This window comes from Erwinia sp., assembly GCF_049696395.1.
In the GTDB taxonomy this organism is placed as follows: domain Bacteria; phylum Pseudomonadota; class Gammaproteobacteria; order Enterobacterales; family Enterobacteriaceae; genus Erwinia.
The window spans coordinates 16,796-38,456 of the sequence record NZ_JBAVTT010000100.1 but is presented as its reverse complement, the minus strand read 5'-3'; the positions used below and the strand labels follow the sequence as shown (position 1 = coordinate 38,456).

The 21,661-nt window shown below is 52.2% G+C and carries 21 protein-coding genes; 7 read left to right on the top strand and 14 right to left on the bottom strand.

Annotated features, from left to right (window positions below; genetic code table 11):
* Positions 1 to 351 (top strand): diguanylate cyclase (locus WCC56_RS12560; RefSeq protein ID WP_424692686.1); only part of this gene is annotated, 351 nt, incomplete at its 5' end.
* A gap of 107 nt (positions 352 to 458) precedes the next feature.
* On the opposite strand, the gene WCC56_RS12555 is transcribed toward WCC56_RS12560, so the two are convergent.
* From WCC56_RS12555 to WCC56_RS12500, 12 genes are all read right to left on the bottom strand, one after another.
* Positions 459 to 2,060 carry a mechanosensitive ion channel family protein gene (locus WCC56_RS12555; RefSeq protein ID WP_424692685.1) on the bottom strand — a complete coding sequence of 534 codons (1,602 nt, stop codon included), beginning with the start codon at positions 2,058 to 2,060 and terminating at the stop codon, positions 459 to 461.
* Between the two features lie 82 nt (positions 2,061 to 2,142).
* Entirely contained in the window at positions 2,143 to 2,436 is a 294-nt protein-coding gene (locus WCC56_RS12550; RefSeq protein WP_424692684.1) for a YicS family protein, read from the bottom strand.
* A gap of 20 nt (positions 2,437 to 2,456) precedes the next feature.
* A complete protein-coding gene (locus tag WCC56_RS12545; protein ID WP_424692689.1) occupies positions 2,457 to 3,458 on the bottom strand; it encodes an HAD family hydrolase in 1,002 nt (333 codons plus the stop codon).
* A gap of 8 nt (positions 3,459 to 3,466) precedes the next feature.
* Positions 3,467 to 4,483 (bottom strand): oxygen tolerance domain protein, encoded by a 1,017-nt coding sequence (locus WCC56_RS12540; protein WP_424692683.1) that lies wholly within the window; start codon positions 4,481 to 4,483, stop codon positions 3,467 to 3,469.
* Positions 4,480 to 6,006, bottom strand: a complete 1,527-nt coding sequence (locus tag WCC56_RS12535; protein WP_424692682.1) for a vWA domain-containing protein — start codon at positions 6,004 to 6,006, stop codon at positions 4,480 to 4,482. Before WCC56_RS12535 ends, WCC56_RS12540 begins: the two co-directional genes overlap by 4 nt.
* A complete protein-coding gene (locus WCC56_RS12530) occupies positions 6,003 to 6,980 on the bottom strand; it encodes a VWA domain-containing protein (RefSeq protein ID WP_424692681.1) in 978 nt (325 codons plus the stop codon). Before WCC56_RS12530 ends, WCC56_RS12535 begins: the two co-directional genes overlap by 4 nt.
* Complete coding sequence (locus WCC56_RS12525; protein ID WP_424692680.1) at positions 6,973 to 7,413, bottom strand: DUF4381 domain-containing protein; 441 nt, start codon at positions 7,411 to 7,413, stop codon at positions 6,973 to 6,975. Before WCC56_RS12525 ends, WCC56_RS12530 begins: the two co-directional genes overlap by 8 nt.
* A complete protein-coding gene (locus WCC56_RS12520; protein WP_424692679.1) occupies positions 7,414 to 8,319 on the bottom strand; it encodes a DUF58 domain-containing protein in 906 nt (301 codons plus the stop codon). It abuts the gene before it with no gap.
* Entirely contained in the window at positions 8,319 to 9,317 is a 999-nt protein-coding gene (locus WCC56_RS12515) for an AAA family ATPase (RefSeq protein WP_424692678.1), read from the bottom strand. Before WCC56_RS12515 ends, WCC56_RS12520 begins: the two co-directional genes overlap by 1 nt.
* Positions 9,314 to 10,603 carry an anaerobic sulfatase maturase gene (locus WCC56_RS12510; protein WP_424692677.1) on the bottom strand — a complete coding sequence of 430 codons (1,290 nt, stop codon included), beginning with the start codon at positions 10,601 to 10,603 and terminating at the stop codon, positions 9,314 to 9,316. The genes WCC56_RS12515 and WCC56_RS12510 overlap by 4 nt, the downstream gene beginning before the upstream one ends.
* Positions 10,604 to 10,654: 51 nt before the next feature.
* The gene (locus WCC56_RS12505) at positions 10,655 to 12,238 is read right to left on the bottom strand and encodes an arylsulfatase (protein ID WP_424692676.1); all 1,584 of its coding nucleotides are present in this window, start codon (positions 12,236 to 12,238) and stop codon (positions 10,655 to 10,657) included.
* 671 nt (positions 12,239 to 12,909) lie between these two features.
* Positions 12,910 to 13,575, bottom strand: a complete 666-nt coding sequence (locus tag WCC56_RS12500) for a TetR/AcrR family transcriptional regulator (RefSeq protein WP_424692675.1) — start codon at positions 13,573 to 13,575, stop codon at positions 12,910 to 12,912.
* Between the two features lie 82 nt (positions 13,576 to 13,657).
* Here WCC56_RS12500 and WCC56_RS12495 point away from each other — a divergent pair, with 82 nt between their 5' ends.
* The 4 genes from WCC56_RS12495 to uxuA all read left to right on the top strand — a co-directional run bounded on the left by WCC56_RS12495 (position 13,658) and on the right by uxuA (position 17,888).
* Positions 13,658 to 15,166 (top strand): MDR family MFS transporter, encoded by a 1,509-nt coding sequence (locus WCC56_RS12495; protein ID WP_424692674.1) that lies wholly within the window; start codon positions 13,658 to 13,660, stop codon positions 15,164 to 15,166.
* A 223-nt stretch (positions 15,167 to 15,389) separates the two neighbouring features.
* Positions 15,390 to 15,965 (top strand): C40 family peptidase, encoded by a 576-nt coding sequence (locus WCC56_RS12490; RefSeq protein ID WP_424692673.1) that lies wholly within the window; start codon positions 15,390 to 15,392, stop codon positions 15,963 to 15,965.
* Positions 15,966 to 16,095: 130 nt separating this feature from the next.
* Positions 16,096 to 16,575: a DUF1348 family protein gene (locus tag WCC56_RS12485; RefSeq protein WP_424692672.1), complete on the top strand. Its 480-nt coding sequence runs from the start codon at positions 16,096 to 16,098 to the stop codon at positions 16,573 to 16,575.
* A 248-nt stretch (positions 16,576 to 16,823) separates the two neighbouring features.
* Entirely contained in the window at positions 16,824 to 17,888 is a 1,065-nt protein-coding gene (gene uxuA / locus WCC56_RS12480) for a mannonate dehydratase (RefSeq protein WP_424692671.1), read from the top strand.
* Positions 17,889 to 17,937: 49 nt separating this feature from the next.
* Here the strand turns inward: uxuA and WCC56_RS12475 are convergent, their stop codons facing one another.
* Complete coding sequence (locus WCC56_RS12475) at positions 17,938 to 18,879, bottom strand: sugar phosphate isomerase/epimerase family protein (RefSeq protein ID WP_424692670.1); 942 nt, start codon at positions 18,877 to 18,879, stop codon at positions 17,938 to 17,940.
* 67 nt (positions 18,880 to 18,946) lie between these two features.
* On the bottom strand, positions 18,947 to 19,960 hold the full coding sequence (locus WCC56_RS12470; protein WP_424692669.1) for a Gfo/Idh/MocA family protein: 1,014 nt from the start codon (positions 19,958 to 19,960) through the stop codon (positions 18,947 to 18,949).
* 491 nt (positions 19,961 to 20,451) lie between these two features.
* Between WCC56_RS12470 and WCC56_RS12465 the strand changes: the two genes are divergently transcribed.
* Together WCC56_RS12465 and WCC56_RS12460 are read left to right on the top strand one after the other, a co-directional pair.
* On the top strand, positions 20,452 to 20,616 hold the full coding sequence (locus WCC56_RS12465; RefSeq protein ID WP_424692668.1) for a hypothetical protein: 165 nt from the start codon (positions 20,452 to 20,454) through the stop codon (positions 20,614 to 20,616).
* A gap of 189 nt (positions 20,617 to 20,805) precedes the next feature.
* Entirely contained in the window at positions 20,806 to 21,600 is a 795-nt protein-coding gene (locus WCC56_RS12460) for an AraC family transcriptional regulator (RefSeq protein WP_424692667.1), read from the top strand.
* Positions 21,601 to 21,661: the final 61 nt, after the last annotated feature.

Below are 21,661 nucleotides of genomic sequence, written 5' to 3'. Positions count from 1 at the left end.
GACCAGTATGGTCATCAGGCTGGCGATGTCTGCCTGGCAGAAGTGGCTGCGGTGCTTAAGACCGCAGTACGAACGCCAGAAGATCTGGTGGCCCGTTATGGTGGTGAAGAGTTTGTCGTGATGCTGTTTGGCTCAGAACTGGGCGGGGCTGAGCGGGTAGCGGAACGCATTCAAACACAGTTAAAAGCGGCCAACCTTGCACATGCACAATCCGACATTAGTGACACTGTCACGGTTAGTATGGGCATTGCTTCTTCAGATGGCAGCAAACCTGCGCTGGAAATCCTGGCTGAGGCGGATGCGGCGTTGTACCGTGCCAAGGAACAAGGCCGTAATCGCTGGTGCTTTTAGTCTGAAGCCTGCACTACTTGATGATCTCACTCATTGGCGGCTGATTCTTCCAGAAGGGTAATGGCTGAACCCCGGCGTTTTAACTGGCTCCGGGGGGCATTACAGAGTTATTTTTTGGCGGGTGCACTGTACCAGTCGGCCTTATTAACCAGCACTGGCGCATCAGGCTGATTAACAAAGTTAGGCGACATTATCTGCACAGCAAACTCACTGAACACATCCTGAATATGACCGTTCAGTTCACTCCTGACCGCCGACAGCGACTGGTCTTTCAGTAATCTGACCTGCAATTCATAAGAGATATACCAGTCCATCAAGGCCAGCTGGCGAACTATCGGGGGTTGGGTGCCGTCAATACCAGCCGTCCGGCTGGCGGCAAGTTCCAGCATTGCATGCACTTGTCGCCACGGCGTGTCATAGCCAATAGTCACACTGGTCGTCATGTTCACACCGCCGGTTTTGGCGTTCGTGCTCAGATTGACAATCTTGCCGCTCACCACCACCGCATTCGGCACCGTCACTTCATAATTTTCTCTGGTCATAATCTTGGTGGCGAGAATGCCTACTTCACTGACCATCCCTTCATGGTCGGCCAGGCGGATAATGTCACCCCGACGCAGCGCGCGTGAATAGGTTAACACCAGCCCGCTCATCGCATGGTTCATCACGCCAGCGGACCCCAAGGTCAGCATCAAACCAAAGAAGACGCTGATCCCTTTGAAGGCCAGAGAATTGGCGCCCGGCAGGAAGGGATAAGCCATCGATAAGGCGAACAGCCAGATCATCACGCTGATTAATTTGCGGGTGACGCCAACGGTGTCGGGGTGCAGCCCGGGCAGTTGTAAGGTGCCGGTTTCAACCCGGTGCAACACCAGTTTGAGTAAGCGCTGAATCAGCCCGGTCAGGAGAAAGATGGCGCAGACGATAAACAGCCCGGGCAGCGCCGACAGGAATACCACACCGGCATTCTGGATCATCCCCACGCTGTAACTGCCCAGTTCCATCCCCCAAATCCGCGTATAGGGGAACAGCCTCAGTACCCAACTGATCCAGAGATAGAAGGCGATCAGGCAGAATAAGGTGACAAGCAACAAGTAAAGCCGCACCTCGAAAGCCCCCATAAAACCCCGCAGCGAGGGAGGGAAAAGACTTTTATTATTTTGCTGACGTTCAGTGAAGAAGCGTTTAACCGGTCTGATTGAATACAGGGCAGCAACACATAAAGCGATAACGGCCACCAAACCTGCAACGGTCTTGGTCAGTGATAACAGCAGGTACTTCGACGAATATTGTTCGATCAAGGCTTGTTGAATAGTCTGCAACCGCTGTGCCACTTTCGCCGCCGCTTGCGGCAACGTCAGGTCATCACCTTCATCCAGATCGGTATCGGCTAGCAGCATAAACGGCTTGTTATTTACGCTAAATAATACCGCCTGACGTTGATAGCGGGTGATATTGGTGGTCACCAGCGGATGGCGTAAGTCGTCCTCACTCAGGCCGCGCAGGGTACTGACAATTCGCTGAACTCGCTCTTCAGGTGTCGTGAGGCCGAACTTTGCCTGCAGCATGACCACCGGTTGGTTAAGTAAGATCAGTGTGCGAGCCTTTTCCTGGGGAGAAGGCGACTGACGCGGTTCGGCGCTGTGAGTAAGGAAGGGGAATGACAGCAACATCCCATAAAGCAGACACAACATAGCTGGCTTGATCATCGGCAAACCTCTGGCACATCCTGTTAAATACATCCCTGCCAGAGGCTATTCTGCCTGGCGGGCTACTTTGTTCAGACTTTTTTTACTCAATATCGGGACACTGAATGTCTTCCATTGCTTCGCTGTAGGCTTGTTTGTTGTTATTCCTTAACCCTGCAGCTGCAGCCAGGATCTGTGACTCAGTTGATTTATCATGCAGGAACGTTGTTTTGATTTTCTCATCCGTTACGCTCTTGTCAATCTGACAATGACTCCGTAAATCATTAATGATCTGCTGCTGTCTCAAGGCAAATGACAGGCTGTCATAAGGTGCCGCCAGAGAAGAGGCACTCACCAGCAGTAACGATAGGGTCAGAATCGCTTTTGGGTAATTCATAAATGTCCTCCTGTTTCGGGTTACTCGGGTGTAGCTGATACCGGGCACTGGCTTGGGTCAAATACCGTTTTCCAGTCATTTTTCATATCAACAACCGTCCAGCCATATTTCCCTGCCAACGTCAGTCCGTTCACTAACTTGCCACTTGCCGGTGGGTGAGCATCGTAAGCATATTCGCGCTGGCTGTCAGTATGGTGCACCAGTAAACCAAACGTTTTAGCCGCAGGATTCGCGGAGGTGTATTGCAGCATTGGCACATCGCCATCACTGTTGCCGAAGGCAGCAACAGGCCGGTGGCCCATAAAGAGGTGGATGGCGACCGGTTTAGCTGCCGCATCGTCGTAATAGGCGCTGTTCATGGTTTTCCGCAGTTGGGTACCGCTATCAGTCAGCGAAAACTCCGACAGTGAGAAGGAACCCACCACCTGTTCAGGGGGAATGCCGTACATTTTTTCCGCCAAAACACGCATGAAATCGATGCCGCCACCCGAAATAATCCAGGTCTTGAAACCGTTCTGCCGCAGATAATCCAGTAACTGGCGCATCGGTTGATAGCCGAGCTGGTCATACCGGCAACCAAAGCGTGAGTGTTGATGGGTGCTGACCCAGTCGGTAACGCGTTTCGTGAATTCTTCCGGGGTCATCTCGCTGTGTGTCAGGGCAATCAGCTTAAACAGTCCTTTGCTGCCAGCAGCGGCCAGCGTTTTGGTGTCATTATTCAGCGCGGCGGCGATCAGCGGATCGTTTTTCCATTCAGGGTGGGAAGGCGCAAGACGCTTAAGCTCATCAAGTGCAAATTGCAGCTGGAAAGTTAACGGGGCTTCTGGCCACAACGTCCCGTCATTATCAAAAACGACATAGCGCTGATTCTCAGGGATAAAAGCTTTATCACCTGGCGTGGTGGCATGTTCAACCCACTGTTCGATAGCTGTTTTAGCGGCTGTCTGATTCCAGGCAGACAGCGGCGAACTATCGGCGGCCTGGCAGAGACCCGCGCTAAAGAACAATGCCAGAGCACACATTTTCATTTTCATGTTTTTTTCCTTTTCAGAGGTGCCAGTTCAGGCAGCGGCACAATGCGCCAGATCTGCAACCAGCGGTGAATAACGAAACGTAAGGCCAGTCTTAATGAGTGGCGCATGAACCAGCCGATCATCGCCAGCACCAGCACTGCGACGGCAAACAGGGCAATGTGCCAAAGCGAACTGGGGCCTTTAGCCCGCAGCGCGCTTTCGCTGCCTGCCGCTCTGGCCGGCGCAACGGTGTAAGTTTCCGCTGGCAACGTGGCGAGCTGCCATTGTTGATTTTTGGTATCCCACCAGCGGAGCTTGATCTCCGGCAGGGTGAGCTTGCCTGGCTGAGCTGGCAGGTAGCGTAACCGCTCCACGCGCTGGGCGCCGATCACCTCACTGCGTCCGCTGGTCAGCACAGTGTTAACCGGCGTCAGACGCTGCGTCCCGGAGCCGGGAATTGAGAAGAGGATTTGCGGGATCTGCGCCGGGATCACGTCATGAGCCTGAACGGTAACCTGCCGCTCAATAACGTCACCAACGTGGAGTGTTGACTCTCCTTCAGCGCGGAACAGTTGCCATTTTTGTTGCAGACTCAGTGCGCTGGCAGGCAGAAAACGGTCTGGTTGCTGCACATCGGCGGGCCAGCTGACCTTTTTCTCAATCGCCGGCAGCCTCACCGTTTGGGGCGGTTGCCCCGCAGAACTGAGCGTGATCGCCATCGCCGGTAGCCGCAGCATGCCGTCGTCCCAGGCCATCACTTGCCGTTCCATTCTGATGCCGCTCCAGCTGATTTCGCCTTCATGCCGCGTAACCAGTTGATTAGGAAGCGCGGAGTTCAACATAGTGCCATTTTCCACCGTCATCTCCGGCCAGCCTGGCGGGGGATTAAACCAGCTGTCTGTCCAGAAGGTGACCGCCACACGAACGGCCTGGCCGGGGACAAGATGCTCCGGCGCTTCAAGTTCGCGGGTCAGGGTCATGGCCGCGTGGCCGATCCCGGAGAACAGCAAAAACATCAGCAGAAACGGTTTCATTTCGCCTCCGCTGGCGCTGAGTTATAGAGGTTTTCCAGTAGGCCGCTGGGGGAAAGGCTCAGATTTTCATACCACTGGTTAACCTGCGGGGAAGTGCCCGCCTTAGCCTGCATATCCTGCTGCTTAACGCCTTGATCCTTTGTGAGATCCTCTTTGATTTCGTCCGGAGTTTCATCCTGCTCTTTACGCTGAGAATCCTGACGGTCGCGTTCTTTTTGCCGCAGTTGCATGATAATTTCTGCAATTTTCCCCCGATTCTCGCCAGCCATCGGCCAGTCAGGCCGCAGACTCAGTGCCTGATCATAGCTGGTAAGCGCCTGCTGCCACTGTTTTTGCTGCGCGTAACTGTTACCGATCCACAGCAGGCTGTCTGGTGTAGTCGGTGCCTGAAGAAAGGCCGTGGTGGCAGCAGCAAAGTCGCCGGCGTTATACAGAGCAATGCCACGCCACAGAGGATCGGTGAAGTGGCTGGCTGCTTCAGCATAATCGCCCCGGTCGAACGCTCTTTGTCCCTGTTTATCCGGGCTGATAAATGCATCAGACCAGGCGGCGGAAGCGGGCGGGGTGAATGTCACCAAAGGAATGAACAGGAGCAACAGCAAAATCATCTGCTGCCGCCAGACCAGCAGCAGTAACAGCATCGGGATAACCAGCAAGTAACCGCTGTTTTTCCAGTGCAGGTCATGGCGGGCATTTTGTTGGGCCACGACTGACTGCTGAATATTTTGCAGGATCGCAGGCAGATCATCGTCGTCAGCCGTCGCGAGGGTAACCGGGACGCCGTTGTTACGCAGCTGTTCAAAACGCGGCACATTCAGTCGGGTGTCGATGCCTCGTGTCGCCAGCTTTTCAGGCATTGCGCCCCCCTTTGCGGTGCCCGGCACCCAAACCTGCAACGGCAGCTTTTGCTCAGCCAGCCAGCGTGCATCCTCAACGGTGAGGTTATCGGCAACCAACAGCAGGCTGTACGGCACCTTACCGGACTGCGGCAGGTTTTTTATCGCCAGTGCTACTGCGGCCTGTAATCCTGAACCTGTCCCTTCGGGCAGTTGTGTGGGCTGTTGCGCTTGCAGAAACAGCCGGAAAAACTCGCTATCGTTAGTCATTGGCGTGGTCAGAAATGCCTGCGCGTTATACACCACCAATCCAATATGGCTCCCGGGAAGGCGGCTCAGCAAGGCTTCGATTTTTGGCTGCATACGTTGATGACGGGAAGGCGGTAAATCCTGCGCCAACATGCTCAGATCCTGTTGCAGGATAATCATCACCTGGGTTTGCGCAGCCATGCCAGCAGGCAACTCTTTCTGCCAGCTTGGTCCGGCCAGAGCAATACAACCAGCCGCGAACAGCCACGGGAGAACCTGGAAAAGAGAACGACGCTGACCACGAATTAACGCCTCAGCAAAGGGTTTCGTCATGATGCGATGCCAGGCGCTGCGTGATCCTCTGGCGAGGAAATACACCAGCGGACAAAGCAGCAGAGCCAGCAGACGCCAGGGATAAAGGAAATGAAAGTCACTCATGCTCTTCGCTCCCGGAGAACCCTTACCAGGGTGAAGACCAGCAGCAGAACCATTGCCAGCAGGAGTGGCCAGTGGAACAGCGGTAGGTGCCATGAAACCCCGGTGGTTTTCACCTGTGACGGCGTCATGGCATCAATTTGTTGCCAGACTTTATCCAGCGCATTGCCTGATGTGGCTGCCTGCAGGGCTTCACCGCCAGTCAGCTGAGCAATCTGTTGCAGTAATGCCGTATCAACTTTGTCATCGCCGCTACTTTGAATGTCGCCGAACGCAATGGTATGCACCTGAACATGGTGCGTTGCCGCCAGCTGTGCAGCCAGTGCGGGAGAGAGTTGGGAAGCGGTATCATTGCCATCGGTCAGCAGGATCGCCAGCTTGCTGGCATCCTGATCGAGGCTGCTGTCCAGTAGCTTTACCGCCACACCCAGCGCATCGCCTATGGCCGTTTGCTGGCCAATCATCCCGGGTGCCAGCTGGTTTATCCGCGCCAGTAAGGCGTTCTTATCCTCACTTAACGGGGCAAATGGCCAGGCACTGCTGGCAAAGATGACCAGCCCGATCCGATCAGTCTTGCGCTGAGTGACAAAAGCCCTGACAGAGCGTTGCACGGCCTGCAGTCGGGTCATGCCATCCTGCGCATCGTTCTTTTCCATCGAACCCGATACATCAAGGATCAGCACAATATTGCGCATCGGTTTAATTATTTGCTGCGGCGGCATCAGGTATTCGGGTCGGGCCAGCGCGCACACCAGCAGCGTCCAGACCAGCCAGAATATCAGCCGGTCAGGCCAGCGAATTTTAGGGGGCGGGGTGTGCAACTTCAGTTCTTCCGCCAGCTCTGGCAAAAAGGGGACGCGGACTTTTTCTTCCTGCTGACGTTCTCTCGTCGGCAGAAAGCGCGTAGCCAGCGGCAGCAGCAGTAAGATCCCTGCCAGCGGCCAGGCAAAATCAACTTTCGCCAGTAACTCAGACATCAGGCAGCGTCTCCAGCCAGCGGGAGAGTTGCTGTTGCAGCCGGGCGTTTTGCTGAGGTTCAAGCTGGTTTTCCCGTTGGCAATAGCGGTCGATCAGCGCTTGTCGTGCCGGTTCATCCAGCGGCAGACTGGCGAGCAGGCTTTCGGGTCTGTCCAGATCCGAAATTTCATCGCGAGGATGGTGTACCAGCAAAATACGTTTGATCACTTCCAGCCAGCCGTCGGCATTTTGCTGTTGTTGAATGCAGCGCCTTGCTTCACGTCGCCAGGCATTGCGCCGCCAGCGCAGCAGTCGGCTGCCGAGGAACACCAGTAAAGCCGCGATTATCAGAGCGCCCAGCACATACCAACCCGGCGGCAAAGGCAGCCAGGAGATCTCCGCCGGCAGCGCGGGAGGGTGTAATTCAGGCACGGAAAATCCTTTAGCCAGCATTTAAAGCCCCTTTTGTAATTGTGCCAGCAAATCCTCGCCAACCACGATCTGGTTGACCTTAATGCCCAGACGCGTCAGCCGGTTCTCCTGACTGGCCAGCCTGGCCGTCACGCTGTCCTGAATACGGTTGCGCAGTTCAGGCGAAAGAGAAAGGGTGGTTTGCTGGTCCTGATACCAGGCGGCGAGTTGACCCTGCGCAGGTAAACGCAGATGCAGGTCGTCCAGGGTGACAAAGGCGCTGATTTCACAGCGTTTTCGCAGACCAGCCAGCAGGGCTTCACTGCGGGCATCAAGGTCATGGAAATCACTGATTATGGCCAGCCAGCTGCCCGTTGGCACGCTGGCAGCGATCCTTTGTAAACTTTCGGTTAGCGTCATTTTCGGCGGAACGTCCTGCTGGTACTGCCCGGGTAACTGTTGGTTATAGTGTTCAAGATCGGACAGCAGCTGAGAAAGGCTGGTTTTCGGCGAGCGGCAAGGCGTCAGTGCACAGGTTTGATCGTTAAAGACCAGACAGCCAAGGCGATCGCCATCATGCCAACTGCGCCAGGCCAGCAACCCGGCAACCGTGGCTGCAACCGCCGATTTACTCTGACCGCGCGTGGCGAAATACATATCCAGCCGCTGGTCTACCAGCAGAAAAATCGGGCGCTCACGCTCTTCGTTATACAGGCGTATCCAGGGTGAACGCAGCCTGGCTGTGGCTTGCCAGTCAATCAGTCTGACATCATCACCGGGTTGATAGCGGCGCAGGCTGTCAAAATTCAGCCCACGCCCTTGTTGTTTAGACGCTCGCTCGCCAGCCATTGCTCCGGGCGGCAGCTGACCTGGCGGGTTGTTCAGCCTCCGGGCATCGCCAGCCAGCGCCATCAGTGCGGCACGGTCAACCACCAAAGGGCTTTTCATCAGGCCACCACGGCATCTAGCAGCAGTTGAATGGCCTGATCTGCCGTACAGTTATCGGCGTTGGCCTGATAGCTCAGCAGCAGGCGATGACGTAACACCGCCGGAGCAATACGTTTAATGTCTTCGGGTAACACCGCATCACGGCCTTCCAGCCAGGCCAGCGCACGTCCGCATCGGTCAAGGGCGAGCGTGCCTCGCGGGCTGACGCCAAGGGTGATATAGCTGGCGAAGGTTTCACTGATCGAAGCTGGCTGGCGAGTCATTTCAACCAGGTTAATGATGTAGCTTTCAACCGCAGGCGCAACATAGATGCTGGAGATCTCCCGCCAGCAGTTAGCAATATCAAGCTGAGTTAACTGAGTGATGGCCTGCCCGACAGAGTCTGTTGCTGGTTGAGCATCCTGATATTTCGCTTGTTGTTCCGCACGCACCAGCTGCATGACTTTTTGTTCGTTTTCCTGCGAGGGATAGGTGACGAGGATTTTCATCAGAAAGCGATCCAGCTGCGCTTCGGGTAACGGCCAGGTTCCTTCCTGATCGATGGGGTTTTGGGTCGCCAGCACCATAAAAACCCCGGGGAGAGGCCAGGTTTTTCCGGCTACGGTCACGTGCCGTTCTTCCATTGCTTCCAGCAAAGCCGACTGTACGCGGGCTGAGGCACGGTTAATTTCGTCTGCCAGAATGATGTTGCCGAACACCGGACCAGGACGAAAGCGGAACTGATCTTCTTCCCGCGTGGCATTTTGCTGATAAATCTCGCTGCCAGTAATGTCCGAGGGCAACAGATCCGGGGTGAACTGGATACGGCAGAAATCGCCCTCAAGGTGCTTAGCCAGCTCGCGAACCGCACGCGTCTTTGCCAGCCCTGGCAAGCCTTCGAGCAGCACATGTCCGTCGCAGAGCAGTGCCACAATCAACATTTTGACCAGTTCTTCCTGCCCAAGAACCTGACCATTCATCTCCGTTTCCAGTGCCAGAATCTTATCCCTGTTCGTCATAGCTGCTCCACGGGTTTACGTTGCAGAAGGGTGGCGAGACCAACCAGCATCGGTTGCGAATAATTGAAAAAGGCTTTGATGCCAGGACAGAGATAATTAAGGCCCAACTCACCGTCTTCACTACGAACGAGGCGATTTTTCGGGCATTCGCCGTAACAGAGTTTCAGATAGGGGCAACTTTTACAGGCTTGCGGTAAGGTTTCGCGTTTCCCATAGCCAAAGGCTTTTTGCCGTTCTGAAAAGGCCAGATGTGCCAGTTTGGTTTGCTTAATATTGCCTAACTGATATTCGGGATAGACATAATGATCGCAGGAGTAAATATCGCCATTCTTCTCAATGGCTAACCCTTTGCCGCAAAACTCGGACGTTACGCAAATCTGCGCGGGCATGCCCATGGTTTGCGCCACGGCGGTTTCGAACAGATTTACCTGCACGCGACCCAGGTCGTTGTTCACCCACTCTTCAAAGACGGCGATCAGGAAACTTCCCCAGTCATCTGGATCAACTGACCAGTCCGTGACTATAGAGTCGAGGTCGCCGGGTTTTGCGCGGCGTGTTCCGGTGATCGGAATAGATTCATCACGCCAGAATTGAGGCGCGGTACTTTTAAAGTCAACCGGCTCTACGCAAGGGTTGAACTGGATATAGGTCGCGCCTAACTCACGCGTCAGGAAGCGATAGACTTCCAGTGGAAACTGCGCATTGGTACGATTGACGGTGACCAGCGCATTAAACGGCACCTGATGACGCCTGAGCGCCTCAACGCCTTTCATCACCATTTCAAAGGTCGGTTTCCCGCTGCGAGTCACGCGATAACGATCGTGAAGCTCAGCGGGCCCATCAATCGACAAGCCCACCAGGAAATGGTGCTGCTTAAGAAATTTGGCCCACTTATCATTCAGCAAAATACCGTTGGTTTGCAGATCGTTTTCAATCCGCTGTCCCGGTTTCTGATAGCGCTTTTGCAGCACCACAATTTTCTCAAAATAGTCCAGTCCCATCAGCGTAGGCTCGCCGCCTTGCCAGGAAAAGACCACCTGATCGCCATCCTGACTGTCGATGTAATCACGAATAAAGGCTTCCAGCACTTCATCGCTCATCCCGCTATGGTCCTGTTGCAGCAACTGCTCTTTGTGCAGGTAGAAACAGTAATTACAGTCGATATTGCAACGGGAACCGGTAGGTTTGGCCATTACATGAAAACGGCGCTTATATTCAGGGCCCTTGCCGTTGTACTTTTCTGCCGAGGGCAGTGCCTTTACTGGAAGAGTGGTACTGTATTTCACGTCAGCCTCCGGAATCCGGGTGGTTGCCCACCCGGCTGTTAGGTCGTCGAATCAGTTACTTGCCGGATTACCTTCATCAATCAGTGCCTGAACATCAGACACGGTGAAGGATCCAGGTTTTTGCCGTGGAGGGAACTCTTTGAAGCTGTCCAGCATCTCTTTGGTGTATTTCTGCGCGCCGCCAAGCAGGAACAGACGGTCATAGAACCAGTGGTTGTAATCCATACCGGTATCGCCACGTTCAAGTGGATCGATTTCCAGGTCGAACAGCAGCGGAGTCCGCAATTTAACAAATGGATATTTCCACAGATCCAGACCGGTATGTTCCTGGATCATGAAGTGCAATTTCCAGCGACCGTAACGCATCGCCAGTAAATCGCCGTCATCACTCCAGTAGAAGAACTCTTTACGTTGATCCGGGGCTTTGCCCTGCAGGAAGTCGAGCTGGTTGTAGCCATCCAGATGGACTTTGTAGGTCATCGCGGTGGTTTTATAGCCTTTCAACAACTGTTGCTTAATATCCGGTACGCCAGCAGCGGCAACCAGCGTTGGGAACCAGTCATTACTGGCGAACATATCGTTGATCAGCGTGCCCGGCTTGATGTGGCCCGGCCATTTGATCATCGCCGGTACGCGGAAGCCGCCTTCCCAGCCGGTGTTTTTCTCACCACGGAATGGCGTCATCCCGGAATCAGGCCAGGTTGCGATCATCGGGCCGTTATCCGTGGTGTAAATCACGATGGTGTTATCTTCAATGCCGAGGTCTTTAATTTTCTTCAGCACTTCACCGATCATTTTGTCGTGTTCAACCATACCGTCGGCATAGTCACCCAATCCAGTCACGCCTTTGTCTCCGGGCTTGATGTGGGTTTTGTTGTGCATACGCGTGGTATTAAACCAGGTGAAGAAAGGCTTGTCGGCTTTAACCTGACGTTCCATGAAGTCATTGTTAGCCGCCAGCGTCTCTTCATCGATGGTTTCCATTCGCTTCGTCGTAAGCGGGCCGGTATCTTCGATTTTGCCGTCAGCCGTTGATTTGATCACACCACGTGGACCGAACTGTTTGCGGTATTCAGGATCTTTCGGATAGTCAGGGTTTTCCGGCTCTTCTTCCGCATTCAGGTGGTAGAGGTTGCCCATAAACTCGTCAAAGCCGTGTGCGGTTGGCAGAAACTCATCACGATCGCCCAGGTGGTTTTTACCAAACTGGCCGGTGGCATACCCTATTTGCTTCAGTACGGAAGCGATGGTCGGGTCTTCTTTTTTCAGACCCTGCGGTGCGCCAGGCATACCCACTTTACTCATCCCGGTACGGAAGGGCATTTGACCGGTGATAAAGGACGAGCGGCCAGCGGTGGAGCTCTGTTCGGCATAGTAGGAAGTGAACTTCGCGCCTTCAGCCGCGATACTGTCGATATTGGGGGTTTTATACCCCATCATTCCCTGGTTGTAGGTACTGAGGTTCCAGTAGCCAATATCATCGCCAAAAATAACCACGATATTGGGTTTGCCCTTGTTTTGTTCCGGGGCGGTAGTGGCTGTATTACTGTCCGGTGCCGCCTGTGCACTGAATGAACAGCAGGCAACGGAAAGCATCGAAGCAAGCAAGGTTTTGCAAAAAGGCATTCGTGACATTTTGCACTCCATAGAGATGAGCTTAGGGTTTACCTGTGCCGACAACGCGTTGACGGCAAAGAGACAGAACTGCTTAGGCGTTAATTCTCCTGTAGAGAGGGTTAATCGGGTAAAGACGTGATGGAAAAATAAATAGGGACTCTTATCCCCATTGATAGTCAGCAGGGCCATCAACAGTCCAGGGGAACATCAGACAAATTTATTCAAAAAATGATAAAAAGGGCGACGGCTACTTAAAAAGGAAAAGTGCTTTTAATTCATTAACATTTTGAATTAACCTTAGTCAATACCTGATGTTACGCAAGCCAAGTGATTGTAAAAAAACAAAATTTAACTAATGTCTTGATAAGGTTCTGTTTTTTTGATTGGATGCTGAGGTGGGTTCATGTAAGAGAAAGGGGGGGAGTTGATGTAAAATAAAGTCGTTAAGATATTTATGTCGACAAAGACACTATTTCTGTACAGGTTTCGATCTAACTTATACAGATTTTTTGTATAAGATGGAAAAGTGCAGGCATATAGCAGGATAGTTCATAGTGTAAATCCGACTATAATGAGGTCTAATTAACCTCGTCAGTGTTGAATAATCTCTTCTATTAACTGGCTGGTATGAAAAAGTGGGAAGTGGAAAGACTCTTAGCTTGAGATTATCAGACAAATCCCCACTGATTTTAGTCCGCTGAAATTCCTTTGCACAGCAGGGCGAGTGCGTGCTGGACAATGGCTTCACGGGTAATGTCATCATTTCCCACCCGCAGTTGCACCAAAGGTACCAGCACCAGGCTTTGCATGGAGCTCATTAACAGCACCGTATTAATCTGCGAGTTGATTTTCCCTTGTTGTTTCCAGCCTTCCATAATCATCAGAATTTTTTCCCGCGCTTCTTTGCCAAATTTTTCCTGGATCCGCACCCGGAGGGGAGAACTCTCGCTGACTGCTTCCTGCATCCAGAGTGGCGCAAACCAACTATCCCGCTGGGCTGTGGCAGCCAATTCCCTGACCATGTGCTCTATAGCAAGGAGTGGGGAGTCGGCATGGGTGACAAAAACCTGATAAATGCGGCTGCGCAACGGCAGAAATCGCTCTTCAATGATGATATCCAGCAGCGCTTCTCTGGAACGGAAATAGTAATTCATCATGGCTGGCGTCACTTCGGCTTTACGCGCGATGGCGTTCAACGAGGTTTCAGCGATGCCTTGTTGAGCAAATAGGTGCAGGGCAATGTCCAGTAAATGCTCGCGCTGCTCGGCGTTGATCGCGCCGCCGCGAGGACGTCCCGGTTTACGTGGCCCCGTTTTCAGTGGCTTAGCGCCAGAATTTGCTTTCAGTGCGGTCATTTTGTACCTGCCGGTTGCGTTCATGTTAAGCTTTGCGCACAATATTAATTGTGCATTTAATTAATTACAAGCGAGCATCGTCATGGACTCAGAATCCACCTCATTACCTCAGCCTGAAGTGCAGAGTAAAGAACCCTCTTTGCGCCTGCTGTTCAGCGCTTTGTTGCTGGTTATGCTGCTGGCCGCACTCGACCAGACCATCGTTTCAACTGCCTTACCGACCATTGTCGGCGAGTTGGGTGGGCTGGATAAGCTCACCTGGGTGGTCGTTGCCTATACGCTGGCCTCAACGGTGGCGGTACCGTTGTACGGCAAGTTCGGCGATCTTTATGGCCGTAAACCTGTTTTGCAGATCTCCATCGTCTTATTCCTGCTGGGCTCTGCTTTGTGCGGGCTCGCACAAAATATGGATCAGCTGGTGCTGACGCGTGCGCTTCAGGGACTTGGCGGCGGGGGATTGATGGTGGTCAGTATGGCTGCCGTTGCCGATGTCGTTCCTCCCGCTACCCGTGGCCGTTATCAGGGGTTATTCGGTGGCGTATTCGGTCTGGCTACCGTCATCGGGCCGTTGACCGGCGGCTTTATCGTTCAGCATATGTCGTGGCGCTGGATCTTCTACATCAACCTGCCGCTGGGTTTGCTGGCACTGGTGATTATTGGTCTGGTGCTCAAGCCGGGCGGAAAACGTAAACAGCATGAAATCGATTTTCTGGGGGCCTTTTATCTGAGCATGGCGCTGGTGGGTATTACGCTGTTTACCAGTGAAGGCGGCTCGGTTAAAGAGTGGTCAGATCCTGCGTTGTGGTGCATCCTGGCGTTTGGGATAGTGGGTGTGATTGGGTTTATCCATGAAGAGCGTCTGGCCTCAGAGCCGATTATTCCGTTAAGCCTGTTCCGCGAGCGAAGTTTCCTGCTCTCCAGCCTGATCGGGTTCATTATCGGCATGTCTTTGTTTGGTAGCGTGACCTTTTTGCCGCTGTATTTACAGATAGTGAAAGCCGCTACGCCAACGGAAGCCGGGATGCAGTTGCTGCCATTAATGGGGGGACTGTTGCTGACTTCGATAATCAGCGGGCGGGTTATCAGCCGTACCGGAAAATACCGCTTCTTCCCCATTGCCGGAACGCTACTGGCCAGCATCGGCATGGGGTTATTAACCACTCTCACCACGGAGTCACCAACCTGGCACCTTTACCTGTTCACCTGCGTGATGGGGATGGGGCTTGGCATGGTGATGCAGGTTCTGGTGATCGTGGTACAGAACACCGTGGAGCCGCATCTGCTGGGCGTGGCGACATCATCCGTGACGCTCTTCCGCTCAGTAGGCGGATCTATAGGCGTAGCGCTGTTTGGGACGGTGTTTGCTCAGGTACTGAAATCCGGGCTTGAACGCCTGATACCGGCGGGGACTGACCTGCCACGCAGCATGAATCCTGCCGCAATCCAGCAGTTGCCGACAGCCATTCACCATGACTATTTACTGGCGTTTGGTGATGCTATTCACGCCGCATTTTTAATGGCGATGTGCGTTATGATCCTGGCGTTTGTTTTATCCTGGTTCCTGCCTGAAGCGCCACTGCGGGCAAAATAGGATATGCCAGCCTCATTAAGGCAAAGAGTAAGCGAATTAAGAGGGTTTCTCGGGGGAGGAATAATCACCTGTTTCGCCCTTGAAAGTCACCTGAGGTTATTTTCCTGCACAGGTTATTTGTAAAGATAAGTAAGGAAGAGGGGGTTGTTAAGGCTGGCTGTTCAGTCGGCTAATTATATACGGTATAAGTTATTATCTTTTATCTCTTCCTGCGGCCGTATTAATGAAGCAATTGTTCACTTTCAAGAATCTGTTCACCCTCGCTTTTATCGTCATTGGAGGATGTTCATCCAAACCAGATTCTGGCCATAAGGACGTTGCAGATAACACGACAGTCGATAGCAGCCAGGGTGCTCAACCTGATTTGATCCCGGTTCTCGCCGCATTGCACGATCAGATGCACTCCTGGCAGGGCACGCCTTACCACTGGGGCGGCACAGATCTGCAAGGTGTCGACTGCTCTGGCTTCGTCTGGCGAACGTTGAAAGACCGCTTCAATATTCCAATGGACCGCGTCACCACCAAAGAACTGATTGAGATGGGTAAACCGGTAGCCAGAAATCAACTGCAAACCGGAGATTTGGTGTTTTTCCGTATTCATAATGAGCTACATGTCGGTTTCTATGATACCCAGGATCAGTTCCTGCATGCCTCGGTCAGTAATGGCGTTATGCGTTCCTCACTGGACAATCCTTACTGGAAATCGGTTTATTTCAAAGCTCGCAGGCTGAATAAAGAAGTTGGGGCGGAAATTTCGTTTAATGGCGATAAGAAAACTCTCTTTCTTGCCAGTAAATAAACGAAAATCCACACAACAGAGCGCTGGAGACACTCCGGCGCTTTTTTTTTGCCTGTATTTTCTAGTCGAACAGATCAATAGTAAGCCCGTTACAGGCAAACTGTTTATCCGATTATAAAGAGGCCTCACCATGACTGCTGTTTCACCCACTCGTCCTCCGCTTCCGCCATTCACCCGCGACTCGGCTATTGAAAAAGTTCGACTGGCTGAAGATGGCTGGAACAGTCGCGATGCCGAAAAAGTCTCGCTGGCTTATTCCCTCGACACTTCATGGCGCAATCGCGCTGAGTTCGTCAATAATCGCCAAGAGTGTAAGGCGTTTCTCACCAGGAAATGGATGAAGGAGTTGGACTACCGGCTGATCAAAGAGCTGTGGGCCTTTACGGATAACCGGATTGCGGTCCGTTATGCTTATGAGTGGCATGATGACTCAGGTAACTGGTTCCGCTCTTATGGCAACGAAAACTGGGAGTTTGGCGAAGATGGGCTGATGACCAGCCGTTATGCCTGCATTAACGATCTGCCGATCACAGAGTCAGAACGGAAATATCATTGGCCGCTGGGTCGCCGTCCTGACGATCATCCCGGTTTGTCCGAGCTGGGTCTATAAGGCAGAAGGCGGCCGACGTTCCGTTAAGTTGACCATCAAGCTCCCGCAGAAAGCCTGTGTAGGGGAATATCTCCTGTAGGCCGACCAGCGGCATTACTCTGCGCGAAGGCTGCGCAACTCAACTGCCTGCGTTAAATCTTGCAGGGCAAGGGCCAATCTGTGACCGCCATCAACTCAATTGTGCATTTTCCAGGTATACTGCAATGGTAGGCTACCATACAAGCTAAACAGTATAGCGAGAATTAATCATGCAAATGACGATGCGTTGGTTCGGTCCGGAGCAGGACAAAATCCCCCTGGAGTATTTCCGTCAGGTACCGGGCGTGGAAGGCGTGGTTGGGGCACTTTACGATGTTGCCGTGGGTGAAGTCTGGCCTGAAGAGAAGATCACCGCGCTGGTGGGTGAGGCTCAGGCTGCTGGTCTGACGATGGAAGTCATCGAAAGCGTGAACATTCACGACGACATCAAGATTGGTCTGCCGAGCCGTGACCGCTATATCGCCAATTATCAGCAAACCATTCGCCATCTGGCCAAAGCCGGTGTGAAGGTGATTTGTTATAACTTCATGCCGGTCTTTGACTGGATGAAGACCGACATGAACTACGTTCTGCCAGACGGTTCCCTGACGATGGCCTTCGAGAAGAAAGGCATTGATAAGAGTCTGGAAGAAGTGGTGAAAGAGGTGCTGGAAAATTCCAACGGCTTTGCTTTACCGGGCTGGGAACCAGAGCGGCTGGGTAAAGTGCAGGAGCTTTTTGCCCAGTACAAAGATGTCGATGACGCAAAACTACGTGAAAACCTGGCCTACTTCCTGAAGGCGGTGATCCCGGTTTGTGAAGAAGTGGGCGTGAAGATGGCTATCCATCCTGATGATCCCCCGTATTCTATCTTCGGCCTGCCACGGGTGGTTAAAAACCGTGATGACCTGGACTGGATCTGTAATGCGGTTGACTCCGAAGCGAACGGCATTACGCTGTGCACCGGTTCCATTGCTGAAGACCCGGCTAACGATGTGTATGGCATTCTGGCTGAGTTTTCGCGCCGCAAGCGTATTCACTTTGCCCATGTCAGAAACATCAAAATCATCCAGGACAAGGATTTCTACGAATCCGCGCATCCTACTCAATACGGTTCTCTGGATATGTTAAAGGTCATTGAGTCGCTGCATGATAACGGCTTCGATGGCTATATTCGTCCGGACCATGGCCGCTTTATCTGGGGCGAAACCGGTCGTCCGGGCTACGGTCTGTATGACCGTGCGCTAGGCGTGACCTATCTTCTCGGCTTGTGGGAAGCCGTTAGCAAAAAGTAACCTCTTCAGGCGGGGAGCGTTCCCCGCCTTTTCTCTGATAACGTTGCCTTTAGCGGCTAAGCGTTGCGTTCAGGGCATCTATCGACGTTTGTAACCCGGCCTCTACGCTCATGGTCAGATCTTCCATTTCCAACGACACATAACCGTCGTAGCCGGTCATGCGCAGCACCGAGAAGAACTCTTTCCACCAGCGCAAATCCTGCCCACAGCCTACGGCGACATAATTCCAGCTGCGGGTTTTCGTGTTCGTTACCGGCTGATAGTCCAACAGGCCATCTATGTCGGCCAGACCGCGCTCGATTCGGGCATCTTTGCCATGAACATGGTAAACCGCACCTTCCAGTTTACGCGCCGCAGCAATAGGATCTGCGCCCATGGCAATCAGGTGCGAGGGGTCGAGATTCATTCCGATCATCTCGCCAACCGCCTCCCGCAGACGCAATAAGGTGGAAGGGTTAAACACCAGCTGGCAGGGGAACTCTTCGATCGCAATCTGCTCAATACCGTGCTCTCTTGCATGGACGACAAACTTCTTCCACCAGGGGATCGCCACCTTGTTCCACTGATAGTCAATGACGCCAGGCATATAGCCAGGCCAGGAAACCGTGGAGGTGATCCAATTAGGAATACGATCTTCCGGGCCGCCACCAGGCAGGCCGCTCATCATGACGATTTTTTTAACGCCCAGCTTTCCCGCCAGTTCTACCGTGCGGTAACTGCTTTTGCTGTGCTGTTCACCCAGCTCACCAGGCGCTAATGGGTTACCTGAACAGTTCAGTGCAACGATTTCCATTTCTCTGCTGGAGAGCGCTTTACGAAACTGGTCTAATTTTTCCGCTGAGGAGAGCAACGCTTCGGTATCCACATGCGGGCAGGGCGACCAGCCGCCAGCCGTCATTTCAACGCCGGTAATGCCATAGCCTTTCACTTTATCCAGCATCTTTTCAAACGATAAATCTGCCAGAACGTCGGTACACAGGGCGAGTTTCATAACATGTCCTTAATCAGTGTCAGAGCCACAGAATTCGTTAAATTGTTCACTTAGGTTTTATTGAGCTTTACCCGAGATACAGCGATGGACGCTCAGGAATCACTACTGCATGCTTTTCCCCGTCCTTAAGCGAAGCTAATCCTGCATCACAGACCAGCGCCACCACATACCCATCCCAGCTGGAGGGGCCGGTCATCTCAACGTTGTTGGCAATGTTGTCGACGAAGTTTTGTACTTCACGATCGTAAGCCGTGGTGAATCTTTCCATACAACTCTGGGCAATATGGCGTCCGGCGCCGGCTTGGGTGCGGGTGTAGGTAAAAGCCTGTTCTGTCAGCCCGGCAATAGCGTTTTCTCCTATTACTTCGCACTGAATGTCGTAGCCGTAATGACAGTTAACAAACAGCTCATCATCAATGCGTACGCCAGATTCAGTTTCAAAGATCACGATCAGCGGATCTTGCAAGTGAGGATAAGCACGGCTGGTTTTCTTGCGCGGTTTGTCCACACGCACAGAGACGACGTTTTCTTCCAACAGATAGCGAATGATGTCGATCTCATGCGTGGCGGAATCGTTCACTGCCATTTCAAGCGTATAGCTCTCGGGCACCGATGGATTTCGGTGCGCGCAGTGCATCAGCAGAACTTCGCCCAGCTCCCCGGATTGAAGGGTTTGTTTCAACGCCTGATAACCGGGGTCGAAGCGGCGCATAAAACCCAGTTGCAGCCGTCGTTTACCGGCTTTGACTTCCGCTGCGATGATCTCCTTTGACTCCTGGGCTGTAGGGGTAAGGGGCTTTTCACAGAACACCGGTTTGTCAGCTTTAAACGCAGAAAGTATCTGGGCATTATGTACCGGGCCGATAGAGCAGATAAACACCGCATCCACCCGATCGGAATGAATCAGTTCATCGGCGTCATAAAAAGCCGTTGCGCCGAATTCACTGGCCAGGCTATTAGCTACATCGTGGTTGATATCGCAGACCGCCGTCACTTTAGCGCCGGTAATGACATTATTAAAACGCTTGAGGTGATCCCGGCCAATCATACCAAGACCAATCAATCCGATATTTACAGTCATTTTGACCTCATCGAAGGTGAGTAGTTAAAATAGAAATGAATAGCCACTCTTTTCTGGCAGTTATCCACGAGACTGAGGCGGAAAGTTAGCCAGCAGAAAAACGTCACGATATGAGTAATTGCGTGAATGAAAGAAAATTAATTATTATCCAACTGACATTGATCTTCATTAAATCCTTTACTGGCACACCAACGTTATAACAAAGTGATTAAGGAAAACTACGGGCAGGTAAAGAGTCGACTTAATACTGTGCTGAAGATCATAACTCTGGATGCAAAAATCGAACTTAGAGTGATGCCGATCTCAAAGAGAATTTGTTTCGTTGACATAGCAAGAATGAAGAGAAGTAAAAAAAGGGCAAAAAAAGGAATAATTAGTGGAGGTACTGATGTATTCAGTATTTAGCCTGTCAGGCTTTACTGCCGCCTGCCAATTTAATTAAGCTCGCTACTCTCTTGCCTGTAATACAGAAATCAGGTGGGTTCATTTTGATGATAATTATTGAAAACAGCCATCCAGCCCTTACTAAAAGTAAGGTTATGGCGTTTTCAGGTTACCGCTACCAAAACGCTTTGCTCAGGGAAAAATGTGACGGCGATCATCATCGTCTGCTGGGTTTTAGTGGTGATAACAATAATGTGCCGTCCGAGGTGTAAAATCTTTCGCTTGAATGTTTAAAATCAGTTGTTTAGTTTTGCCAAAAAAGCAAAATTGAGGATTACGCCAGCACACAACGCGGTAAAAATAACGGCAAACTCAGCGGAGGTTTTATGCTCACTTTTTGCAGTAACCCACATCATTCCTCAGGTGGGTTTGCCAGGGACTGTCGGCCCCGGCTGATGTTCATGTGCAAGCACGAAGGAAAAGAAGCGGCTACGCCGAGGATCATGCACAAGCATGACGAGCGTTTTGAACTGATGTTTGTGGTTGACGGAACCGGAACCTATAACATTGATGGGCGAGGTTACGAGGTTAAACGGGGCGACTTGATGCTGTTTAATGTAGGCGTGTTGCATGATGAGAATCCGCATGCTTCGGACGAGCTTTTGTTGTTCAGTTGCGGCGTGGAGCAATTGAAATTTGAAGGGTTACCCCTCAATTTCCTCACTGCGCGCGCTCAGATTGCCGTCATGCCAAGCGGTGAGTTATATGCAGAAATTCGCCATCTTTTCGAACAAATGTGGCGACACGTCAGCACTAAAAAATTGCATGGCGCGGAAATCGGCAACAATTTGCTGAACGTCTTACTGCTGCTTTGCCGCACTATCTGGATTGAAAACACACCGATTCATGACACTTCCGAAGTGTTACTGGGGCAACGCATCAAAGATTATATTGACGATCATTACAAAGAGGATATCGATCTGAAATCGATAACGGCGGCAATCAACATGAATCAGTTTTATCTGGCCCATGTTTTTAAAGATTTCTCTGGCTATTCCCCCAAACATTACCAAACCCGCCGCAGAATTGGTGAAGCTCAATCTTTATTACTCAGTACGGCGCTTGGCGTAACGGAAGTTGCAAATGCGGTTGGCTACGACAATGTGAATAACTTCCACCGCATCTTTAATAATATGGTGGGTATTCCACCAGCCAAATATAAGAAATACTGGCTAACCGGTCAGGCCAAAGCCTGATTGCCCCAGCAGCCTAAGCAATCCCCGCCAGAACAGCCTAATAAGCAGACTGTCCTGACCG

Excerpts from the sequence above, each read along its gene's own strand:
- WCC56_RS12470 (WP_424692669.1), bottom strand. The coding sequence starts at position 19,960 with ATGACTGTAAATATCGGATTGATTGGTCTTGGTATGATTGGCCGGGAT.
- WCC56_RS12545 (WP_424692689.1), bottom strand. The coding sequence starts at position 3,458 with ATGTGTGCTCTGGCATTGTTCTTTAGCGCGGGTCTCTGCCAGGCCGCC.
- WCC56_RS12520 (WP_424692679.1), bottom strand. The coding sequence starts at position 8,319 with ATGAAAAGCCCTTTGGTGGTTGACCGTGCCGCACTGATGGCGCTGGCT.
- WCC56_RS12495 (WP_424692674.1), top strand. The coding sequence starts at position 13,658 with ATGGACTCAGAATCCACCTCATTACCTCAGCCTGAAGTGCAGAGTAAA.
- WCC56_RS12515 (WP_424692678.1), bottom strand. The coding sequence starts at position 9,317 with ATGACGAACAGGGATAAGATTCTGGCACTGGAAACGGAGATGAATGGT.
- WCC56_RS12500 (WP_424692675.1), bottom strand. The coding sequence starts at position 13,575 with ATGACCGCACTGAAAGCAAATTCTGGCGCTAAGCCACTGAAAACGGGG.
- WCC56_RS12535 (WP_424692682.1), bottom strand. The coding sequence starts at position 6,006 with ATGAGTGACTTTCATTTCCTTTATCCCTGGCGTCTGCTGGCTCTGCTG.
- WCC56_RS12525 (WP_424692680.1), bottom strand. The coding sequence starts at position 7,413 with ATGCTGGCTAAAGGATTTTCCGTGCCTGAATTACACCCTCCCGCGCTG.
- WCC56_RS12465 (WP_424692668.1), top strand. The coding sequence starts at position 20,452 with ATGATAATTATTGAAAACAGCCATCCAGCCCTTACTAAAAGTAAGGTT.
- WCC56_RS12505 (WP_424692676.1), bottom strand. The coding sequence starts at position 12,238 with ATGTCACGAATGCCTTTTTGCAAAACCTTGCTTGCTTCGATGCTTTCC.
- WCC56_RS12490 (WP_424692673.1), top strand. The coding sequence starts at position 15,390 with ATGAAGCAATTGTTCACTTTCAAGAATCTGTTCACCCTCGCTTTTATC.
- WCC56_RS12460 (WP_424692667.1), top strand. The coding sequence starts at position 20,806 with ATGTGCAAGCACGAAGGAAAAGAAGCGGCTACGCCGAGGATCATGCAC.
- uxuA (WP_424692671.1), top strand. The coding sequence starts at position 16,824 with ATGCAAATGACGATGCGTTGGTTCGGTCCGGAGCAGGACAAAATCCCC.
- WCC56_RS12530 (WP_424692681.1), bottom strand. The coding sequence starts at position 6,980 with ATGTCTGAGTTACTGGCGAAAGTTGATTTTGCCTGGCCGCTGGCAGGG.
- WCC56_RS12540 (WP_424692683.1), bottom strand. The coding sequence starts at position 4,483 with ATGAAACCGTTTCTGCTGATGTTTTTGCTGTTCTCCGGGATCGGCCAC.
- WCC56_RS12555 (WP_424692685.1), bottom strand. The coding sequence starts at position 2,060 with ATGATCAAGCCAGCTATGTTGTGTCTGCTTTATGGGATGTTGCTGTCA.
- WCC56_RS12485 (WP_424692672.1), top strand. The coding sequence starts at position 16,096 with ATGACTGCTGTTTCACCCACTCGTCCTCCGCTTCCGCCATTCACCCGC.
- WCC56_RS12550 (WP_424692684.1), bottom strand. The coding sequence starts at position 2,436 with ATGAATTACCCAAAAGCGATTCTGACCCTATCGTTACTGCTGGTGAGT.
- WCC56_RS12475 (WP_424692670.1), bottom strand. The coding sequence starts at position 18,879 with ATGAAACTCGCCCTGTGTACCGACGTTCTGGCAGATTTATCGTTTGAA.